Raw genomic sequence first — 17,940 nt, 5'->3', positions numbered from 1 at the left:
TCTATAATCCTGAAACCTTCAGTAATCGGTAACGCATTTATTTTATGCAAGATGCTGTTCAATTAGTTCTGTAAAATCCAATGCTTCCATCTCTCCTTCTTTTCCAGCGACCTTGATCGCATCCTGGATATTCACCAGGCAGAAAGGACAGGCAGTTACAATAACTGTTGCTCCGGCCTCAGCAGCCATATTAACCCTTAAAACTCCCATTCTTGTTTCTTCTTCAGGTTCATAAAAAAGCATCAAACCACCGCCGCCGCAGCAAAAGGATCGATCACGGCTCTTTTCAAGCTCTACCCTTGTTAATCCATTAATAGCATCAAGAGCCTGTCTGGGATCTTCATATATCCCGTTATGCCGTCCCAGATAACAAGGATCATGGTAGACATAAACCGCATCAGGATTCTGGCAGGGTTTAAGCTCAAGTTCTCCCGAAGTTATTTTCTCGGCAACAATCTGGCTGATATGTTTAACCGGCGGAAGATCTTTATAATCATTTTTCAATGCATTATAGGCATGGGGATCTGCCGTTACAATCTGTTTTACCCCGGTATCCTTAATAGCTTCGGTGTTTTGTTCTTTCAAATCCTGGTACAGCATTTCCTCACCAAAGCGTAATACTTCATTTCCACTGTCTTTTTCCTGTTTACCCAGAACACCAAAATCAACGCCTGCTTTTGTCAGAATAATTGATGTCCGTCTGGCAATTTCCTGGATGTTATCGTCATAGGATGTAATACTGTCTACAAAATAGAGAGTGTCGGCTTCATCCTTGGCAAGATCTTTAACCTGCCAGTTTGCCTTGAACTCTTTATCATTTGCCCAGTCTGCGCGTTTTTTCTCCATTTTCCCATAGGGATTTCCACGTTTTTCAAGGGCTTTCAAGGGTTTTTGCAAAGACTGGGGCACCATGCCTTCATCCACCATCCCCCTGCGCATATCAACTATTTTGTCAATATATTCAATTCCCAGCGGACACTCTTGTTCACAGGCACCACAGGTGGTGCAGGACCAGATTTCATCCTCTGTATAAATATCTTCCACCAATAAATTGCTTTTATAAATTTTTCCTGAAAACGGATAATTTTTGAATATCAAATCCCTGGCCTTGATGGTAATAAACCTTGGGGACAATGGTCTGCCAACGGCATTGGCAGGACATTGGTCTGAACACCTTCCGCAATCTGCACAAGAATAAAAATCCAGCATATGCTTCCATGTAAAATCTTCGAGTTTTTTTACACCAAAAGACTCAAGATCATCCAGCTTGTCATCGGCAATACCATGTCTTACAGGTTTTATGTTTCCTTTTTCAACCCGCATGAAAAACACATTAAAAACAGATGTAATAACATGAAAATGTTTGCCTAAGGGTAAAAAACAAAGAAAAAAGAAAAAGGTGAAATCATGAATATAATAGGTGATAATATGAAGTCCTTGAAGGATATTGGGCGACACGGATGCCAGCATACCTTTAAATATCCATACCAGAGACAAGGGAGCTAAAAAATGTTCCTGTCCGGTATTCTGGAATTCATAGGCAAGCTCGGATGCTTCAAAAAGACTTTCCGATAACATGAGTGTTGCAATAATGCCCAGGACAAAAACAGCTTCCGATGTATGGTCCTTGCCGTATTTTTCAGGAACAGCATATCTTTTGGGTTTATAGATACCTCTTCTGACAGCGGCAATAATACATGCAATAAGAACAAATGTTGCAGCATAGTCTTTGAAAAAATTATAGACATCGCCTACCACCCCACCAAAGCCGGGCAACACAAATCCGTCTGCAAAACCAATAATAACAAGTGATGATGAACGAATGGACAGAACTAAAAATCCTGCAAAAATAACAATGTGAAGCACACCTGCCAGCATGTATCTTGGCTGCCGTACCTGCCCAAGCCAGACAACGATAAGATTTTTTACACGCGTGCCGATTTTATCAAACCTGTTATCCGGATTCGCTCTCACCAGGGGCGCAATACGCCTTGCCATTATATAGGTAAATAATCCTATCCCGATGATAGGTATAATAAATGACAAGATTGCAGCGGGAAATATCCCGAAAAATTTAAAACTTGCCGGTCCGATTATTGAAGTCATACTTCTTACCTCCCAAAAATTTTTAGCTTATGAATACAAATTTAACTGCTTTAATAAACATAAAAGATCACGTCAAGCAAAAAACGTCATTCAATAAAATTATATCGTTCAATATATCAAATCACTTTCACTGTTCTCTGATCCCTGTCAAATAAAGATCCACTAGAGGATCTGCCATTGAAACAAGGTCATATCCGCCATCAGCAGATACCCAGGTGCTGATGACACCTTCTACAGCACCCGGAATAAAACGTTTCACCAGACCGACAAACAGATCCTGTCGAAAGGCTCCTTCGATCTGCCCCTGTTCAATAATATCCGACAAAAGCTCCAGATACATTTTTGATATATCTTTAATTTGAAATTGGATATCTCTGAAGTATCTGACTTCCGACTGAAAAATAATGGCCATATTTTTATCTTTTTGAAATTCATCCATATGAGATCGAATTAATTGACGCAATTTTTCCTCGGCATTTCGACCCTTTTCAACGGCAGCATTTATTTTTTTAAATACGGAATTGGTTTTAAAACTGATAAACTGATAAAGGATATCTTCCTTATTTTTAAAATACAAATATACTGTACCGTCTGCCACACCTGCCCTTGATGCGATCTGGGATATGGTTGCCTTGTAGAATCCAAATTGCGCAAATACGGCACCTGCACTGTCTAATATTTTATTGTATTTTTCCGATTTATTTTTCTGCAAGCCTGCATCACCCTTTCTTAGAAAAAATGAACAAAGACTCATCATCTAACAAAAGAGTTTTACAAATGTCAAGAAACAATAATATCATTAATTTATATTGAATAATCATAAATTTAATTTAATTTTACAGATATTTAGATATAAAATATGTATTTTTTTCAATAATTATTATGATTTTATTTTGAGCAGGCATTAATGAATATCAATTCATTATTCGATATTCCTTGATTTTAAATAATTTTCATGCAAAAAATACTTCATATTTAAAAAAAATAATCCAAAAAAAATCAGGGAGGTGGCATGACAAAACCATTAATATATTCTTCAGACTTTGAAACTGCTCTTGATCTTGGCAGACCCCCCAATATAAAACAACTGTTTCCTAATTCCAAAGCACTGATTGTAAGCGGGAAATATATAGACCGTGCCATGTTGATCAAGAAAAACTGCATGACCATAGCTGCAAACGGCCGTAACGCTTTTGTGATCAGGGGAGCCCTTGCAGCTGCCCAACGCGCAAATGCCGCAATTATTATTGAAATTGCCAGATCAGAGGGCGGAACAGCCGCCTATTGCGCAGTTAACCTATGGAACATTGCCAGACAGACAGATGCCTTCATGAACGAACTTGGCATTACTATTCCCGTTGCCATCCATGCGGATCATTTTGGGATAAAAACAAAAGAAGACATAGAGCCTGCAAAAACTCAAATCCCTTCCCTGTTTGATGCCGGCATCACTTCCATTGCCATAGACGCCTCCCATATGCCGGATGCCCAAAATCTTCTGGCAAACATTGAATTATACCCCTTTGTGCCGGAATGGGCCGGTCTTGAGACAGAAGTCGGTGAGATAAAAGGCAAACTCGGACTTTCAACCGCCCAAGAAGCGCTCTTTCTTATTCAAGGACTTAATGCCCACAATATTTTCCCTGATTGGATCGCTTTGAACAATGGCACAACCCATGGCATTGAAGCCAGCGATACCGGTATCAATGTCGAACTTACCACTCAAATTCATGAAGCACTTTCCAAATACAAGATTTCCGGCGCACAGCACGGCACCTCCGGCAACAATTCCGAAAGACTTCGAGATATTGCCTCAAAGACCCGTACAACCAAAGCCAACGTGGCAACCGCCCTGCAAATGATCTCCTGGGGTGTTGAGGTCAATGATTATGGAAACGCCATCCTGAACAACGGTCAGTTTATCAAACAAAAAAAACGGGGTGTTTCAGAACAGCTGTGGAAGGAAATGCAAGCCTTTGCAAACGCAAATGATATAAAAGGCGGAAACTTCAAAAAGCTGAACCTTCCCTTTGAAAACAAATTACTGGCACAGCCAAAAGAAATCCGGGACAGAATGGCAAAAGATGTCGAAGACTTTGTATTCGGTCTGTTAACCAATGTATTTAACACCACGGACACAGCCCGGATAGTGATTGATGAAATTTTAAAAAACAGATCCCATGATCCCGGTTTCAAGGCTGAAAAAATTGAACAAAAAAACAACTGGACAACAGAAAAAATAATGGAAACCGCCTCAATGATGAACACAGACAAGGGGCCTGAGGGAAATTTTGATGATTAAAAAAAATTAAAGTTTTAATTTTCTCAGACCGATAATTGTGTTCAAGGGGGAAATTAAATGCAAATACCTTCATATCAAATAAAAAATGTCCTAAAGACTTACTCACGCCAGTTGAGCCAGGGCAAAATATTGAACAAAAACAAATTCGGTGTCACCAATAAAAGTTCTGCCGACAGTGTGACCATATCCTCTGAAGGAAAAAGACAGACCATTATTGATAAAGTCGCCACGAGTATTGTAGATAAAATTATTACTGAAGGGCCTAAAGCAAAAAACGAAGAAGATATCACCAGTCAGATTGAAAAAGAATTAGGGAAAAAAATTGATTTCACAAAAAACAAAAATCAATTCACATATACCGTGATTGATGAAGACAATCAAAAAGCAACCCATACCTTATCTGTTGAAGATTCAAATTTCGTTGTTAAACGAATGACGGAATTAGCTCGGGAAGTAGCAGACAGCAATATGGAATTATAAGGAGACACAAGTTATGAAAATATTAAATTCTACTCCCGGTTATATCAATAAGATGTATTCCAACAAAACCGCTAAAAACATTAAAACACAAAAAAATGACGATTTAGATGCTAATAAAAATATCGACCGAATTAATTTTTCCGACCGGACTAAAAATCTTCAAAAAATGTCCAAAGCCATGGAAACTGATCCGGCAGACAGGAAAAAATATGTGTCAGATATCAAACAAAAGTTTGAAACTAATCAATACACTATTAATGCTGATGCCATTGCCGAAAAGATGGCTGGTTCAATCTTAAATGAAGTCGGTTAATGGAAATATTTTCCCGGCATTTTTTTCTTATCTTATGTATAACCCCCACTGCTAAAAATCATAACCTTCCTATTTAACAACACTTTCTTACTAACATAAAAAATATAATCAATGGCATACCTTTTGCAATTTTAAACTTTAAACAAAAAAAGGAGGCCATTATGACCAATGTAAATTCAATACATGAATCCGCGCAATCTCTTGCTGCTCTAAATCCCAGGATTTCGAAAAGTCAAAAGACAGGCGCATTTGAAACTGCCTTTGATAAAGCCCTTGATAGAACAAAGAAACCTGAAATGGAACTTGAGTCAACCAATGCTTTAAAGGAAATTGCATCTAAAGGTCTGAATATCATGACTTCATCCGATATAGTGTCTGGAAAAACCGACAAACTTCTGGAAATGCTTGACTCATACTCATCAAAGCTTGATGACCAAAATGTTTCCTTGAAAAATATTGCCCCGGTTCTGGAAAAAATAAAAGATCAGGCAGGCAACCTGTTAAAAGAGACGGAACGTCTGACAGATGTGGATTCCAATCTGAAAAAAATTGCAACCCGGACGATTATAACTGCACAAACAGAATACCTTAAATTTCAAAGGGGAGATTATCTGTCATAGGATTGTTTTGCCCGGTTCCAAAACAGTTCTTTTTGATTCTTTGAAAGATCTTTAAGGTTGACCTGTTTCTCCTTTAACTCTTTTTCCATCAACCTGAACCGGCCTTCAAACTTTGCCGTAGAACCGGCAAGAGCAGTTTCAGGATGAAACCCTGCAACCCTTGCCACATTGACAAGAGTAAACAAAATGTCGCCAAATTCCATCATTGCCTCGTTTTTACTCCCGGATCTTAAGGCTTCTTCAAACTCATTGATTTCATCTTTGACCGCATCCAGCACTTCATGTATATTATCCCAGTCAAATCCTTCTTTTACAGCACATTTGGATACTTTCAAGGCCCGAATCAAAGATGGCATCCCTTTGGGAACCGAATCCAGCACAGATGCTCTTATCTGTCCATTTTCTTCATGCTCAAGAGCTTTGATTGATTCCCACTGTTGATTCAACTCTTGTTCATTTGATATACTGGCATCTTCGTATACATGGGGATGACGGCGGATCATCTTTTTTGAGACCTTGTCCACCACTTCTGAAAACGTAAACAGTTGTTTTTCCTGAAAAATCTCCAAAACAAATATCAATTGAAACAGAACATCCCCCAATTCCTCGCATATATTTTGCAGGTCTTGTTTTGCAATTGCCTCTTCCAGTTCATATAATTCTTCTGCAAGGCATTTCCACATGGTTTCAGGGGTTTGTTTTTGATCCCACGCACACCCGTTTTTGCTTCTTAATGTTCGGATAATGTTAAACAGTGCATCTATCGTTTCCAAATCTTAAAGAATTCCTTCCAACTTTTTTAAAAAATCTTTTCTAGTATTTTGGGATACAAACACAGTCATGGTTTTAGATACTTGTGCAACATAAGGCAAAAATTTTGAGCCGGCCAAAAAGCTTGAATCCTTTGGCAAAAATGTTGTGATCATAATAAAAAGAACCGATACAATCAAAATCCCTTTGGCAGCCCCAAAAACAAGACCAAAGGTTCTGTCTATCCACCCTAAAAAAACAAGGTTCAGAAATTTCCGGATCAATACCGAAGCAATACTGACGGCGATTAAAACAGCACAAAACAAAAGAAAAAAAACCGCAATATTTCTGATTCCGGGATTTTCAATCCATGATTCAGCATAAGGGGTTATCAAGGGATAGTATGTATAGGCACCATAAAACCCTGCGGCAACACCGATGATTCCGGAAACCTCTCCGATCAATCCTCTGAAAAGCCCCCGTATCAGACAAAATGAGACAATCACAATAACGACAATATCAAAAGCGTTCATATTCCCCCTTTTCCCCTGATTAAATGAGCCTTTTCAATAACAATTAAGTCGTTTTTGAGTCAAGATTTTTATTGACCTTTAACCAAATAAATTGCACCCTATAGGGCATGAAAAATATAACCTTTAAAAATCTTGATCTCACCCGCGAACTTTTCGGACACCATAACCATAACCTGGATAAAATTTGTCAGGCATTTAAGGTTGAAATCCATACCCGGGGCAATGCCATACTGGTTGACGGCAATCCTCAGGATATCAATCTTGCTGAAAAACTGATCAACCAAATATATCAGCTTTTAGAAGATAACTTCACCTTTGAGGAAGCTGATATTGATGCAGCCATTAATACCATAAAAAACAACAACAACTCCCATTTAAAAAAAATTTTCCTGACAACAGTCTTTAAAACGATCAAAAACAAAGCCATTACCCCTCGAAATCCTTCCCAGCAAAAGTATGTCGAGGCTGTCAATAAAAATGACATTGTTATTTCCATCGGCCCTGCCGGGACAGGCAAAACCTACCTTGCCATGGCCATGGCAATGGCGGCATTTTCAAAAGGGAGAGTCAAAAAAATCATATTGACGCGACCGGCTGTAGAAGCCGGCGAAGCCCTGGGATTTTTGCCCGGAGACATGGCCCAGAAAATCAACCCCTACCTTAGGCCACTGTATGACGCCCTGTATGACATGATGGAATTTGAAAAAGCAAAAGCACTCATTGAACAGGATACCATTGAAATAGCCCCCCTTGCATTCATGCGGGGCAGAACATTAAACAATGCCTTTATTATTCTGGATGAAGCACAGAATACCACATCCGAACAAATGAAAATGTTTTTAACACGAATCGGATATGGATCAAAAGCTATTGTAACAGGTGATATCACCCAGGTCGACCTTCCATCCGGCAAAAAATCCGGTCTGATTGAAGCAAAAAAGATCCTGACAGATATAAAAGGAATTGAATTTATATATTTTTCAAAGGATGACGTTGTCCGGCATAAACTTGTATCAAATATTATAGACGCCTATGAAAAAAAGCAAAAACGAAAATAAGATCAGGCAGGCAAAAAAATTCTTTTTGACCAAACCTTCCATATTGTGGATTTTGCTGATTATTTTCACAATTGTCTTTACCATTACCATAACCCATTACCCGATACAAAATAAAATATCCCATTTTTATACGATCGGGGATGTGGCAAAAAGGGACATCAAAGCGCCTAAAAACTTCTTTATTGAAGACAAGGAAGCAACCAATCTGAAAAAAAATGAAGTAAAAGAATCCGTTAAAAATGTATATGACTTTGATGCCAACCTGATAAAAAAGATCTCTTCCAATATTGATTCAGCAATGAAAATCCCCCAGGAATTGTTCAAGAAAGCAGAGCGACAAAACCTTGAACCGGCTCCTACATTTGAAATTGTACTGGATACCCAACCTGAATTTGAAGAAAAACTGGGTATTGAAGTCAGCAAAGGGGCCTATTCTATCTTATATAAACACCAATTCTCTCCTGACATTTCCATGAAGATTAAAACCATTATTACAAACATTCTTACAAACGGGGTTGTGGCAAACAAGGAAATATTACTCAAGGAAGCCCACAAAGGAATTATTCTTCGAAATATCGACTCGAAAAAAGAGCGAACGGTCAATAATTTAAAAATTTTTTACGGTCCGGATCAGGCTAAAACAATGGTTCGAATCGAGGGGCAACCCATATTAAAGGATATCAACTATAATCTTTCCAACCTGATCGTTGATCTTTGCCAGAGATTGCTGCAACCCAATATTACCTTGAATAAAAATGAAACCGAAAAAAGAATACGAAATACCGAGGATCAAATCAAACCGATCCTCTATAAGATCAAAGCCGGTGAAATGATTTTAAGGGAAGGCGAACGTGTTGACAAAGTTCATTTGGTAAAACTGCTTGCCCTCAAAGAACAGATAGAAGAAAAGGATATTTTTATTTCAAGTACGGGAATAGCCTTAATCACTTTTTTTTCCGTCCTGGTTATCTATACCCTGTTTTTAAAAGACAACAAAAAGTTAAAAACAGATCATAATAAACATATTTTTTTCCTGGCATTGGGACTTGTTCTGTATCTCACCTTTGCCAAATTTTCAACCCAAATTGCCCAGTCTGCCAATCCTGAAATTCCATGGGATATCTCTTCCATGTCATTTTTCATGATTCTTCCCATACCGGCAGCGGCCATGTTGACCTGCCTGTTCCTTGGTTTTGATATTGCCGTTATTTTTACAGTTATTCTTTCTTTGCTCACAAGTCTTGTTTTTTCAGGAAGCTTTGAGGTTTTTATATTTTTCTTTTTATCCAGCATTACTGCTGCCTGGTGGATCAAGGAAAAACAGGAAAGAAAAAATTTCATTATGGCCGGTTTCAAGCTTGCCGTGTTCAATGCAGTCCTGGCCCTTTCCCTTGGGTTCTATTCTCTTGCCCGCCCCGATGTTGTTATTATTACAAAAGAAATGATGCTGGCCTTTTGCGGAGGTCTTTTTTCAGCTACTTTTACCGTCGGGTTCACCCCTTTGATTGAGATTCTTTTTGATTACACAACAGACTCAAAATTCCTGGAATTTTCAAACCTGGACAGACCCCTGATCAAAAAGCTGATGATTGAAGCACCCGGCACATATAATCACAGCATCATTGTTGCCACACTTGCGGAAGCCGCAGCATCGGCGATTGATGCAGGCACGCTTAAGGCAAAAGTAATGGGGTATTATCATGATATCGGAAAACTGGATAAAACATTATATTTTATTGAGAATCAGGCAGACGGTAAAAACAGGCATGATAAACTCTCGCCTTCCATGTCAGCCCTTGTTTTAATCGGTCATGTGAAAAAAGGTGTTGAGCTTGCAAAAAAATATAAATTAGGCAATGAAATCATTGAAGGAATTATTCAGCATCACGGCACATCCCTGATCAAATATTTTTATCAAAAAAGTTTAAATAGCGGTAATGATACGGTAAAAGAAGAAGATTTCAGATATCCCGGCCCAAAACCCCAGACTCGGGAAGCCGGGATTGTCATGCTGGCCGATGTTGTGGAAGCTGCCGTCAGGGCACTGGAACGCCCCACGCCTGCAAGAATCCAGGGAAGGGTCAAAGAACTGATTAATGATATTTTTGCAGACGGACAATTAGAAGAATGCGAACTGACCTTAAAAGATCTGCACCAGATTGCAAAAAGCTTTAATAATATTTTAACAAGTATTTATCACAGCCGTATAGAATACCCGGACAAAGCCCAGGAAAAGAAAAATGAAAAAAACGGATCACCTAAAGATACTGATCGACAATCAGCAAAAAAAGAAAATACCAACGGACACCATCCGCCAAAAGACAAAACAGATCTTAAGCGCCTTGGGTTGTGATGCCCATGAAATATCCATTGTCATTACGGATGATAACCAAATTCAACAGCTCAACAAAACCTATAGAAGCATTGACAAACCCACAAACGTCCTGGCTTTTCCCATGCAGGAGGGCCGGTTTGCCGATATAACACCCGGCCTTTTAGGGGATGTTGTCATCTCTTGTAAAACAGCTCAAAAAGAGGCGGATATGTCTGATATAACTCTTTTGGAAAGAATGTCCCAGCTTTTGATCCACGGAATTCTTCATTTAATGGGCTTTGATCATGAAACAAGCCCGGCAGATTCAAAAAAAATGGAAGATAAAAGCCTTGAACTGTTAAGAGAGATTGAGACAAATAAAAATTTAAATGCTTTTTAAACAACTGCCATGGGCAGATCTTGTATTTCCTTTAGATTTGCCCACAACAAAATTAAAAGTCACTGTATTAATTTTTTAAAATTTTCATAAAAAATGGAGGAGCAGAACAAATGGCCCAACTTGCTGTAAATGTAGATCATGTGGCAACCTTGAGAAATGCCCGGGGAGTTACATTTCCTGAACCAATTGCCGCTGCTGTTGCTGCCGAGACAGCAGGGGCTGACGGAATAGTTGTTCATTTAAGAGAAGATCGGCGACATATCAACGAAAGAGATGTCAGGCTGCTGAGAAAAATCGTACAATCAAAACTCATACTGGAAATGGGTGCTACCAGTGAAATGCTGGGAATTGCACTTGATGTCAAGCCTGACTGTGTTACCCTTGTCCCTGAAAAAAGAGAAGAGCTCACCACCGAGGGGGGGCTGGATCTTATCACCCATGAAAACAACATAAGACAAGCCATAGCAACCTTGAAAAATGCAGGTATTGCCGTATGCATTTTTATCGACCCGGATCTTGACCAGATCAAACTTGCACATAAAATTGATGCTGACATGATTGAAATCCATACAGGTGCTTTTTGCGATGCCACAAACGATGCCCAGAAGCAAAGTGAATTTTCAAGAATCGTTGATGCTGCAAAAATCGGAACCAAGTTAAAACTTGAAGTAAACGCCGGCCACGGAATCGGATACAATACCATCCAAGCCTTTAAAGGACTGAGCGAAATCAGTGAATTCAGCATCGGACACAGTATTGTTGCAAGAGCCATCCTGACAGGAATGGACCAGGCTGTCAGGGATATGAAACAATTAATTGGAGCACTTTAAAAATTTTTAAAATTATGGTAGATTGAAAAGTTATCAACATAAAACCTCTTAAATTTTAAAAAGCAATAATGACCGATCAAAAAACGATATTAATAATTGACGATGAAGTAACCATTAGAGATAGTCTGAAATCTTTTTTTGAAGATGAGGACTATCTTGTCTTTTCTGCAGAAAATGGTGAAAGCGGCCTGGATATTTTTTTCAATAACCAGGTTGATATTGTTATCACTGACTTAAGGATGCCTGGAATGGATGGCATTGAAGTCATGAAAACTATTCACAAATCAAAACCGGATACGCCATTGATCGTGATATCCGGGGCCGGGAAAAAAGAAGATATTATCAAGGCTCTGCGCATGGGGGCCAAAGATTATATTACAAAACCCGTTGAAGATCTTGACATGATAAGCCATACTGTTAAGCAGGTTCTTGAAAACAAAAGGTTGTTTGAAGAAAACAAGCGATATCGAAAGCAGCTTGAAAAAAGTGAACACCAGTACAGAACCATTACGGAAAATATTGTTGAGGGTGTTTTCACAGTGGATGAACATGAAAACTTTACCTATACCAACCAGGCATTTTGCATCATGACAGGGTATTCAAGTGATGAGATACTGAAAAAAAACATCAAAGATCTCTCTGATGAAGACAATTTTAAGATTATTCAACAACAAACCCAGAACAGAAAAACCGGATTAAGCAGCAGGTATGAGATACAAATATTTGATAAAAGCAACCATCCTGTTCACGTGGAACTGGCCTGCAGCCCTATTTGGAGTGACACAAACATATACAAAGGGTCTATCTCAGTTGTCCGGGATATCACAAAATTCATTGAGCTTAGAAAAAAATTCCAGAGATTTCTCTTGCAAAAAGATTCAAATTCAAAGGATATTCTCCCTATCTGTGCAAATTGCAAAAGCATCAAAATAGAAAAAAACAATTGGGTGCAGGTTGAAGATTATTTTTCAACCATTGTGTTTTCCCACGGTATATGCCCTGCATGCTGTGAAAAATTATATCCTGGATTTGACTTCTCAGTCTTGGATAAGAACGAGAATGACCTCTAAAAGCCCTGTGCAAGCAGCATATTAAACAATCCATACCAACAACAAAAGTCGTCAAATATTTGGGCTAAACATACTATTACGCTTGCAGACAAACTCTCTTGTGCTTACCTGCAAAAACAGATATGGCCCAGCCAAAGACCGAGCCATACCTCTATCAATTTATTTTAACAATACCAGACTACATAAATTTGGCATTAATCAAAAGATGAACCAGTATACTTGCAACATAGCCAAGCGCTATAACCGGAACCCACTTAAAATGGGCGCCAAAGGTATAAACCCCCCTGGCGGTTCCCATCAGGGCAACGCCTGCCGCAGAACCTATGGAGAGAAGACTTCCTCCTACACCAGCTGTCAGGGTAACCAGCAACCACTGGCCGTGGGACATGACAGGATCCATCTTGAGAACTGCAAACATGACCGGAATATTATCAACAATGGCAGATAACACCCCAACAAGGGAATTTGCCACTGTTGGTCCAAGGTCACCGTACATGAAATTAGATACAAGACTAAGATAACCAAACTGGCCAAGGCCTCCGACACAAAGGGTTACCCCGTAAAAAAACAGCAGAGTGTCCCATTCCGCCCTGGAAATTCTTTCCATGATGTCAAAGTACTTCTTTGTCTCCTGGACATTTTCCATATCCTCAATGGTTTCGATAACACCCACCACCTGGCCTGTTTTATCCTTAAGGGGTGCTGACGTAAAATAACGCCACCTGCCCTCTTCTCCAAGAGAAGGATCAAAATCCGACACTTCATAAGCAGATTCAAGAAAATTATTGAGCATGTTTTTGCCATGATAAAACTTGTCAATCAATTTCTTTGAATCGCCTTCCAGAACCATATCGGCAAGAAGGGGTCTTTCTTTTGGATAAAACGGCTTCCACTGATCTTTAGTACCGATCTTATCTTTGGCCGAAACACCGGTCAACTTCTCCATGGCCGTGTTCCAATGGGTTATCACATGCTCTTTGTCAAGAATAAAAGCGGGAGTTGGAAGATCATTGACCAGCCCGGTGATCTCATCATGGGTCTTGCCCTGCAGAGCAGAGAGTGCATTTGTTGCAGAACTCTTGCTTCTGGAACCAAGAATATTGTCATAATAAAGCATCCTCCCTTCTTTGCGCTTGATATGGTAACTGAAAAAACCAAGATACCCAAGTCCAAGCATCATACCTGCTGCAGGGGGGAGTTGAAGAAAATTATGAAAGCTGACAGCAGTGATGATGGTCAAAAGAAAAAGAGCCATAACAACCTTGGCACCGTATTTCATCTCAACCTTCTCATCCAGTTTCTTGGGAGAAGTCTTGGCAACGGCAAAATTCATACAGATAGCAGGCACAAGCCAGTTGACCAGGGAGGGAACAAAGATATGAAAAAATTCAGTAAAGGCCACCTTGCCATTCTGCCACACCATCAGGGTTGTGATATCCCCAAACGGAGAAAATGCACCCCCTGCATTGGCCGCGATAACGATATTAACACAGGCCAGGGCGACAAACTTTTTGTCATCACCGCCAACAGACATGATGACTGCACCCATAAGAAGTGCCGTGGTCAGGTTATCGGCCACCGGCGAGATGACAAAAGCCAGAAGTCCGGTAATCCAGAACAAGACCCTAAGGGAAAATCCCTTTGAAACCAGCCAGGCCCTCAGGGCCTGAAACACATTCCGCTCCTCCATGGAGTTTATATAAGTCATGGCAGCAAGCAGAAACAAAAACAACTCTGCATACTCAAGCAAACTGTCTTTAATGGCTTCGTGAGCCGTATGTGTATCCCCGACGCTCATATAGGCAAATGCGACCAGTACCCAGATAAAACCGGCGGCAAGAAGTACGGGTTTGCTCTTGCGAAGGTGAATGGTATTCTCAAGGGGCACTAATGCATATGCCGCCACAAAAAGGCCGATACCCAGGTAGCCATATGTGGTTTTTGTAAAATCTATTAATTCCGAATGACCGGTATCTCCACCCGATGCCCAAACCAAAACCGGGGCAGCCAACAGGGCAAGCAATGCCAAAAACAATTTCTTCATTTCATAATTCCTTTTCAATTCCAGCACCCCATATTAAGCCTTCAGGGTCAAGCCGTCAGGGGGTCAAACCATAAGAAAAATGACCTCCTAATTCTATAATTAGGTCATGCCAATTCCTGAAAGCAAATCCAAGGCGCTGATAAAAATTTAATATAAAAACACCGCCTTTGAATAATAGATCTTTTACAAAAAAGCAATTTTTAATTTTACCTGATTGTCTTAAATTAAAGATTATTTCCTGAAACAAAAAAAATCACAATAATTGAAATAATCCATCAAAAAAATCTTGACAACACAAACAAAAGGCGCTATTCCTGAGTAAATACTCAGTTTATCTGAGTGAATACTCAATATGGGATATGTGCAATGAAACGCAAACAGGCAATTTTAGAAACTGCAACAATTTTATTTTCTCGAAATGGATACAGAGAGACTTCAACTGCAGAGTTGTCTAAAATTATTGGCATTGCTGAGGGGACTATTTTTTATCATTTCAAAAACAAAGAAACGTTGTTTCTGTCGGTGCTTGAACATACCCGGGAAATGATTCTTGAGGAATTTGAAAACTATATGGAAAAACAGCAGTTCAAAAACGGAATGAATATGATTGAAAGTTCGATTGCATTCCACCTTTATCTGGCCGGAAAAATGGAAAATCAGTTTCTTTTGCTGCATCGTTATTATCCGTATCAGATGGCTCAAGAGTTTCCAGAGTGTCGCCGGAATTTAGAAGCAATTTATGATTGTCTGGTAAGCATATACGAAAATGCCATAGAAACCGGACAAAAAGACGGATCAATTGATTTTATGCCTTCACGAAAAACAGCATTAATCATTTTTTCCATGGTGGATGGAGTGGTAAGGTTCAAAACTTATAATTTATATGATGCCAGTGCTTTGTTCAATGATATGATCATTGCCTGTAAAAAAATATTAAAATCAAACAACTTAAACATGGAAGGTATAGACTGATGCTTACCAAATTTTTTCCTTTTTTGGAGTGGTTTAAAGATTATACAATAGGAAAATTTCGAATTGATTTCCTGGCTGGATTAACGGTTGCTTTGGTGTTAATCCCCCAATCTATGGCTTATGCCCAACTGGCCGGATTACCAGCATATTATGGACTTTATGCAGCCTTTTTACCCCCAATGATGGCATCTTTGTTCGGATCAAGCAGGCAGCTTGCAACCGGACCTGTAGCCGTCGTCTCCCTCATGACCGCAGCATCCTTAGAACCCCTTGCCACGGCAGGCAGTGAAGCGTTCATTGCGTATGCCATAATGCTGGCACTGACCGTGGGAATTTTTCAATTTTTATTGGGTGTATTAAGATTGGGATTGATTGTAAATTTTCTTTCTCATCCTGTTGTAAACGGTTTTACAAATGCTGCTGCGATTATAATTGCTTCATCCCAGTTGTCAAAAATGTTTGGAGTATATGTTGATAAAGCAAATCACCATTATGAAACCATTTACAGGGTTATCGTGGCTGCAATGGATTTTACACATCTGCCAACGCTTTTTATAGGTCTTTTGTCGATTGGTATCATGATAGGACTTAAGCGATTAAATCCTAAAATCCCTTATGTCCTTGCAGCCGTAGTAACAACCACCTTGATTTCATGGTCAACCGGGTTTGAGCATAATGTCAAAGTACCCATTGAACAAATTGAGGCGACTGATATTCGTCATCAAATTAAAAATTTTAATGCAACATTAATGTCAATAGAAGAATTAAGCAAAAACAGGGCAATTGCAACATCAAAACTTGATTCAATGCACTCAGACAAAGGAAAATCTTTAAATTTATTAGAAGAAAATTTTGAAATCAACTTGATGACATCAAAAATAAACCAGTTTAAAGAACAGGCTGGCCAACTCAGATCAAATTTGAGAAAGGTTAAATTTACAGCAGTAAAAACGCCTTCCGGTCAGGAGTTATTTTATCCTGCTTCAAAATCGTTTAAGCCTGTTGAATCAGACGGTCGTGTTTATCATATTAAAATCGGGAACAAACCAATTGATACGGAAAAGCTGTCGTTAATGGGAGGAGGTGCGGTCGTCGGAAATATTCCAAAGGGACTTCCCTCACTGAGCATACCCCAACTGAACTTCTCCGTTTTTATCCAGCTTTTTCCCTTTGCCGTCATCATTTCTCTTCTGGGCTTTATGGAAGCCATTGCCATTGCAAAAGCAATGGCAGCCAAAACCGGGCAGCGGTTAGATCCGAACCAGGAATTGATTGGTCAGGGGATATCCAACATGATTGGGGCCATTGGAAAGAGCTACCCTGTTTCAGGATCATTTTCCAGAAGCGCGGTAAATTTACAGGCAGGTGCTTTAACAGGTTTATCCAGTGTTATTACAAGTTTAATTGTCATTATAACCCTTTTATTTTTCACCCCCCTTTTATACCATCTGCCCCAGGCGGTTCTGGCATCAGTAATCATGATGGCGGTTATCGGACTTGTAAACATATCAGGATTTGTTCATGCCTGGCGGGCTCAATGGTATGACGGACTTATTTCGGTTATCACTTTTGTTGCAACACTTTTGCTTGCTCCACATCTTGAAAAAGGCATCTATATCGGAGTTGCACTCTCCTTGGGAGTATTCTTATACAAAAGTATGCGCCCAAAGGTTTCCTATTTATCAAGGGCGGAAGACAAGGCATTAAGATGTTCAGAAACGAATCAATTAATGACCTGTAAACACATTGACCTGATACGTTTTGAGGGCCCACTTTTTTTTGCAAATGCGAGCTATCTGGAAGATGAGATTAATGACAGAATAAACAAAAACCCTGAATTGCGCCATATCATTATCGCAGCCAATGGAATAAACGATATGGATGCATCCGGGGAAGAAATGCTGGCAGTGATAGTTCAATGGTTGCGCAGTGCCGGGTATGGCATTTCTCTGAGTGGTGTTAATGAATCCGTCTATAAGGTTATGAAACGCACTCATCTTCTTGAAGAGATAGGTGAGCATAACATTTATCCAACCATGGAAAAAGCCATTGCAAAAGTTCATCAACACACACATGAGGGCGCTTCAGAAAAAAAATGCCCCCTGTTGACGACCTGTTTAAGACAGGGTCTATAAATCAATAGAATAA

Annotated in this window: 16 protein-coding genes; 11 read left to right on the top strand and 5 right to left on the bottom strand. The window is 39.5% G+C overall.

What is annotated here, in order from left to right:
- Positions 1-42 precede the first annotated feature (42 nt).
- Together TOL2_RS06105 and TOL2_RS06100 are read right to left on the bottom strand one after the other, a co-directional pair.
- Complete coding sequence (locus TOL2_RS06105; protein ID WP_014956640.1) at positions 43-2,106, bottom strand: (Fe-S)-binding protein; 2,064 nt, start codon at positions 2,104-2,106, stop codon at positions 43-45.
- 127 nt (positions 2,107-2,233) lie between these two features.
- Positions 2,234-2,818: a TetR/AcrR family transcriptional regulator gene (locus TOL2_RS06100; protein WP_041279313.1), complete on the bottom strand. Its 585-nt coding sequence runs from the start codon at positions 2,816-2,818 to the stop codon at positions 2,234-2,236.
- 300 nt (positions 2,819-3,118) lie between these two features.
- Between TOL2_RS06100 and TOL2_RS06095 the strand changes: the two genes are divergently transcribed.
- The 4 genes from TOL2_RS06095 to TOL2_RS06080 all read left to right on the top strand — a co-directional run bounded on the left by TOL2_RS06095 (position 3,119) and on the right by TOL2_RS06080 (position 5,821).
- A complete protein-coding gene (locus tag TOL2_RS06095) occupies positions 3,119-4,408 on the top strand; it encodes a class II fructose-bisphosphate aldolase (protein WP_014956638.1) in 1,290 nt (429 codons plus the stop codon).
- A 57-nt stretch (positions 4,409-4,465) separates the two neighbouring features.
- Positions 4,466-4,888 (top strand): DVU0524 family FlgM-associated protein, encoded by a 423-nt coding sequence (locus tag TOL2_RS06090; protein ID WP_014956637.1) that lies wholly within the window; start codon positions 4,466-4,468, stop codon positions 4,886-4,888.
- Between the two features lie 13 nt (positions 4,889-4,901).
- Positions 4,902-5,201: a flagellar biosynthesis anti-sigma factor FlgM gene (locus TOL2_RS06085; protein ID WP_014956636.1), complete on the top strand. Its 300-nt coding sequence runs from the start codon at positions 4,902-4,904 to the stop codon at positions 5,199-5,201.
- Between the two features lie 161 nt (positions 5,202-5,362).
- A complete protein-coding gene (locus TOL2_RS06080) occupies positions 5,363-5,821 on the top strand; it encodes a hypothetical protein (protein ID WP_041279312.1) in 459 nt (152 codons plus the stop codon).
- Here TOL2_RS06080 and mazG read toward each other — a convergent pair.
- Together mazG and TOL2_RS06070 are read right to left on the bottom strand one after the other, a co-directional pair.
- Entirely contained in the window at positions 5,809-6,594 is a 786-nt protein-coding gene (gene mazG, locus TOL2_RS06075; RefSeq protein WP_014956635.1) for a nucleoside triphosphate pyrophosphohydrolase, read from the bottom strand. The genes TOL2_RS06080 and mazG overlap by 13 nt on opposite strands.
- 3 nt (positions 6,595-6,597) lie before the next feature.
- Entirely contained in the window at positions 6,598-7,104 is a 507-nt protein-coding gene (locus TOL2_RS06070; protein ID WP_014956634.1) for a CvpA family protein, read from the bottom strand.
- Positions 7,105-7,211: 107 nt separating this feature from the next.
- Here TOL2_RS06070 and TOL2_RS06065 point away from each other — a divergent pair, with 107 nt between their 5' ends.
- The 5 genes from TOL2_RS06065 to TOL2_RS06045 all read left to right on the top strand — a co-directional run bounded on the left by TOL2_RS06065 (position 7,212) and on the right by TOL2_RS06045 (position 12,776).
- Positions 7,212-8,162 (top strand): PhoH family protein, encoded by a 951-nt coding sequence (locus TOL2_RS06065; protein WP_014956633.1) that lies wholly within the window; start codon positions 7,212-7,214, stop codon positions 8,160-8,162.
- Entirely contained in the window at positions 8,137-10,515 is a 2,379-nt protein-coding gene (locus tag TOL2_RS06060) for an HD family phosphohydrolase (protein WP_014956632.1), read from the top strand. Before TOL2_RS06065 ends, TOL2_RS06060 begins: the two co-directional genes overlap by 26 nt.
- Positions 10,403-10,876: an rRNA maturation RNase YbeY gene (ybeY, locus tag TOL2_RS06055; protein WP_083863481.1), complete on the top strand. Its 474-nt coding sequence runs from the start codon at positions 10,403-10,405 to the stop codon at positions 10,874-10,876. Before TOL2_RS06060 ends, ybeY begins: the two co-directional genes overlap by 113 nt.
- A 110-nt stretch (positions 10,877-10,986) precedes the next feature.
- Entirely contained in the window at positions 10,987-11,706 is a 720-nt protein-coding gene (locus tag TOL2_RS06050) for a pyridoxine 5'-phosphate synthase (RefSeq protein ID WP_014956630.1), read from the top strand.
- Positions 11,707-11,774: 68 nt separating this feature from the next.
- Positions 11,775-12,776, top strand: coding sequence for a response regulator (locus TOL2_RS06045; RefSeq protein WP_014956629.1), 1,002 nt, complete (start codon positions 11,775-11,777; stop codon positions 12,774-12,776).
- A gap of 178 nt (positions 12,777-12,954) precedes the next feature.
- Here TOL2_RS06045 and nhaD read toward each other — a convergent pair whose 3' ends face one another.
- Positions 12,955-14,820, bottom strand: coding sequence for a sodium:proton antiporter NhaD (nhaD, locus tag TOL2_RS06040; protein WP_014956628.1), 1,866 nt, complete (start codon positions 14,818-14,820; stop codon positions 12,955-12,957).
- 366 nt (positions 14,821-15,186) lie between these two features.
- Here nhaD and TOL2_RS06035 point away from each other — a divergent pair, with 366 nt between their 5' ends.
- Positions 15,187-15,792, top strand: a complete 606-nt coding sequence (locus TOL2_RS06035) for a TetR/AcrR family transcriptional regulator (protein ID WP_014956627.1) — start codon at positions 15,187-15,189, stop codon at positions 15,790-15,792.
- Positions 15,792-17,927, top strand: coding sequence for a SulP family inorganic anion transporter (locus TOL2_RS06030; protein WP_014956626.1), 2,136 nt, complete (start codon positions 15,792-15,794; stop codon positions 17,925-17,927). The genes TOL2_RS06035 and TOL2_RS06030 overlap by 1 nt, the downstream gene beginning before the upstream one ends.
- Positions 17,928-17,940: the final 13 nt, after the last annotated feature.

This window comes from Desulfobacula toluolica Tol2 (genome assembly GCF_000307105.1).
GTDB classification, from domain to species: Bacteria; Desulfobacterota; Desulfobacteria; order Desulfobacterales; family Desulfobacteraceae; genus Desulfobacula; species Desulfobacula toluolica.
This window is presented reverse-complemented; position numbering and strand designations above follow the sequence as displayed.

Excerpts from the sequence above, each read along its gene's own strand:
- nhaD (WP_014956628.1), bottom strand. The coding sequence starts at position 14,820 with ATGAAGAAATTGTTTTTGGCATTGCTTGCCCTGTTGGCTGCCCCGGTT.
- TOL2_RS06045 (WP_014956629.1), top strand. The coding sequence starts at position 11,775 with ATGACCGATCAAAAAACGATATTAATAATTGACGATGAAGTAACCATT.
- TOL2_RS06095 (WP_014956638.1), top strand. The coding sequence starts at position 3,119 with ATGACAAAACCATTAATATATTCTTCAGACTTTGAAACTGCTCTTGAT.
- TOL2_RS06065 (WP_014956633.1), top strand. The coding sequence starts at position 7,212 with ATGAAAAATATAACCTTTAAAAATCTTGATCTCACCCGCGAACTTTTC.
- TOL2_RS06105 (WP_014956640.1), bottom strand. The coding sequence starts at position 2,106 with ATGACTTCAATAATCGGACCGGCAAGTTTTAAATTTTTCGGGATATTT.
- TOL2_RS06080 (WP_041279312.1), top strand. The coding sequence starts at position 5,363 with ATGACCAATGTAAATTCAATACATGAATCCGCGCAATCTCTTGCTGCT.
- TOL2_RS06035 (WP_014956627.1), top strand. The coding sequence starts at position 15,187 with ATGAAACGCAAACAGGCAATTTTAGAAACTGCAACAATTTTATTTTCT.
- TOL2_RS06090 (WP_014956637.1), top strand. The coding sequence starts at position 4,466 with ATGCAAATACCTTCATATCAAATAAAAAATGTCCTAAAGACTTACTCA.
- TOL2_RS06050 (WP_014956630.1), top strand. The coding sequence starts at position 10,987 with ATGGCCCAACTTGCTGTAAATGTAGATCATGTGGCAACCTTGAGAAAT.
- TOL2_RS06030 (WP_014956626.1), top strand. The coding sequence starts at position 15,792 with ATGCTTACCAAATTTTTTCCTTTTTTGGAGTGGTTTAAAGATTATACA.
- TOL2_RS06070 (WP_014956634.1), bottom strand. The coding sequence starts at position 7,104 with ATGAACGCTTTTGATATTGTCGTTATTGTGATTGTCTCATTTTGTCTG.
- TOL2_RS06060 (WP_014956632.1), top strand. The coding sequence starts at position 8,137 with ATGAAAAAAAGCAAAAACGAAAATAAGATCAGGCAGGCAAAAAAATTC.
- ybeY (WP_083863481.1), top strand. The coding sequence starts at position 10,403 with ATGAAAAAAACGGATCACCTAAAGATACTGATCGACAATCAGCAAAAA.
- TOL2_RS06085 (WP_014956636.1), top strand. The coding sequence starts at position 4,902 with ATGAAAATATTAAATTCTACTCCCGGTTATATCAATAAGATGTATTCC.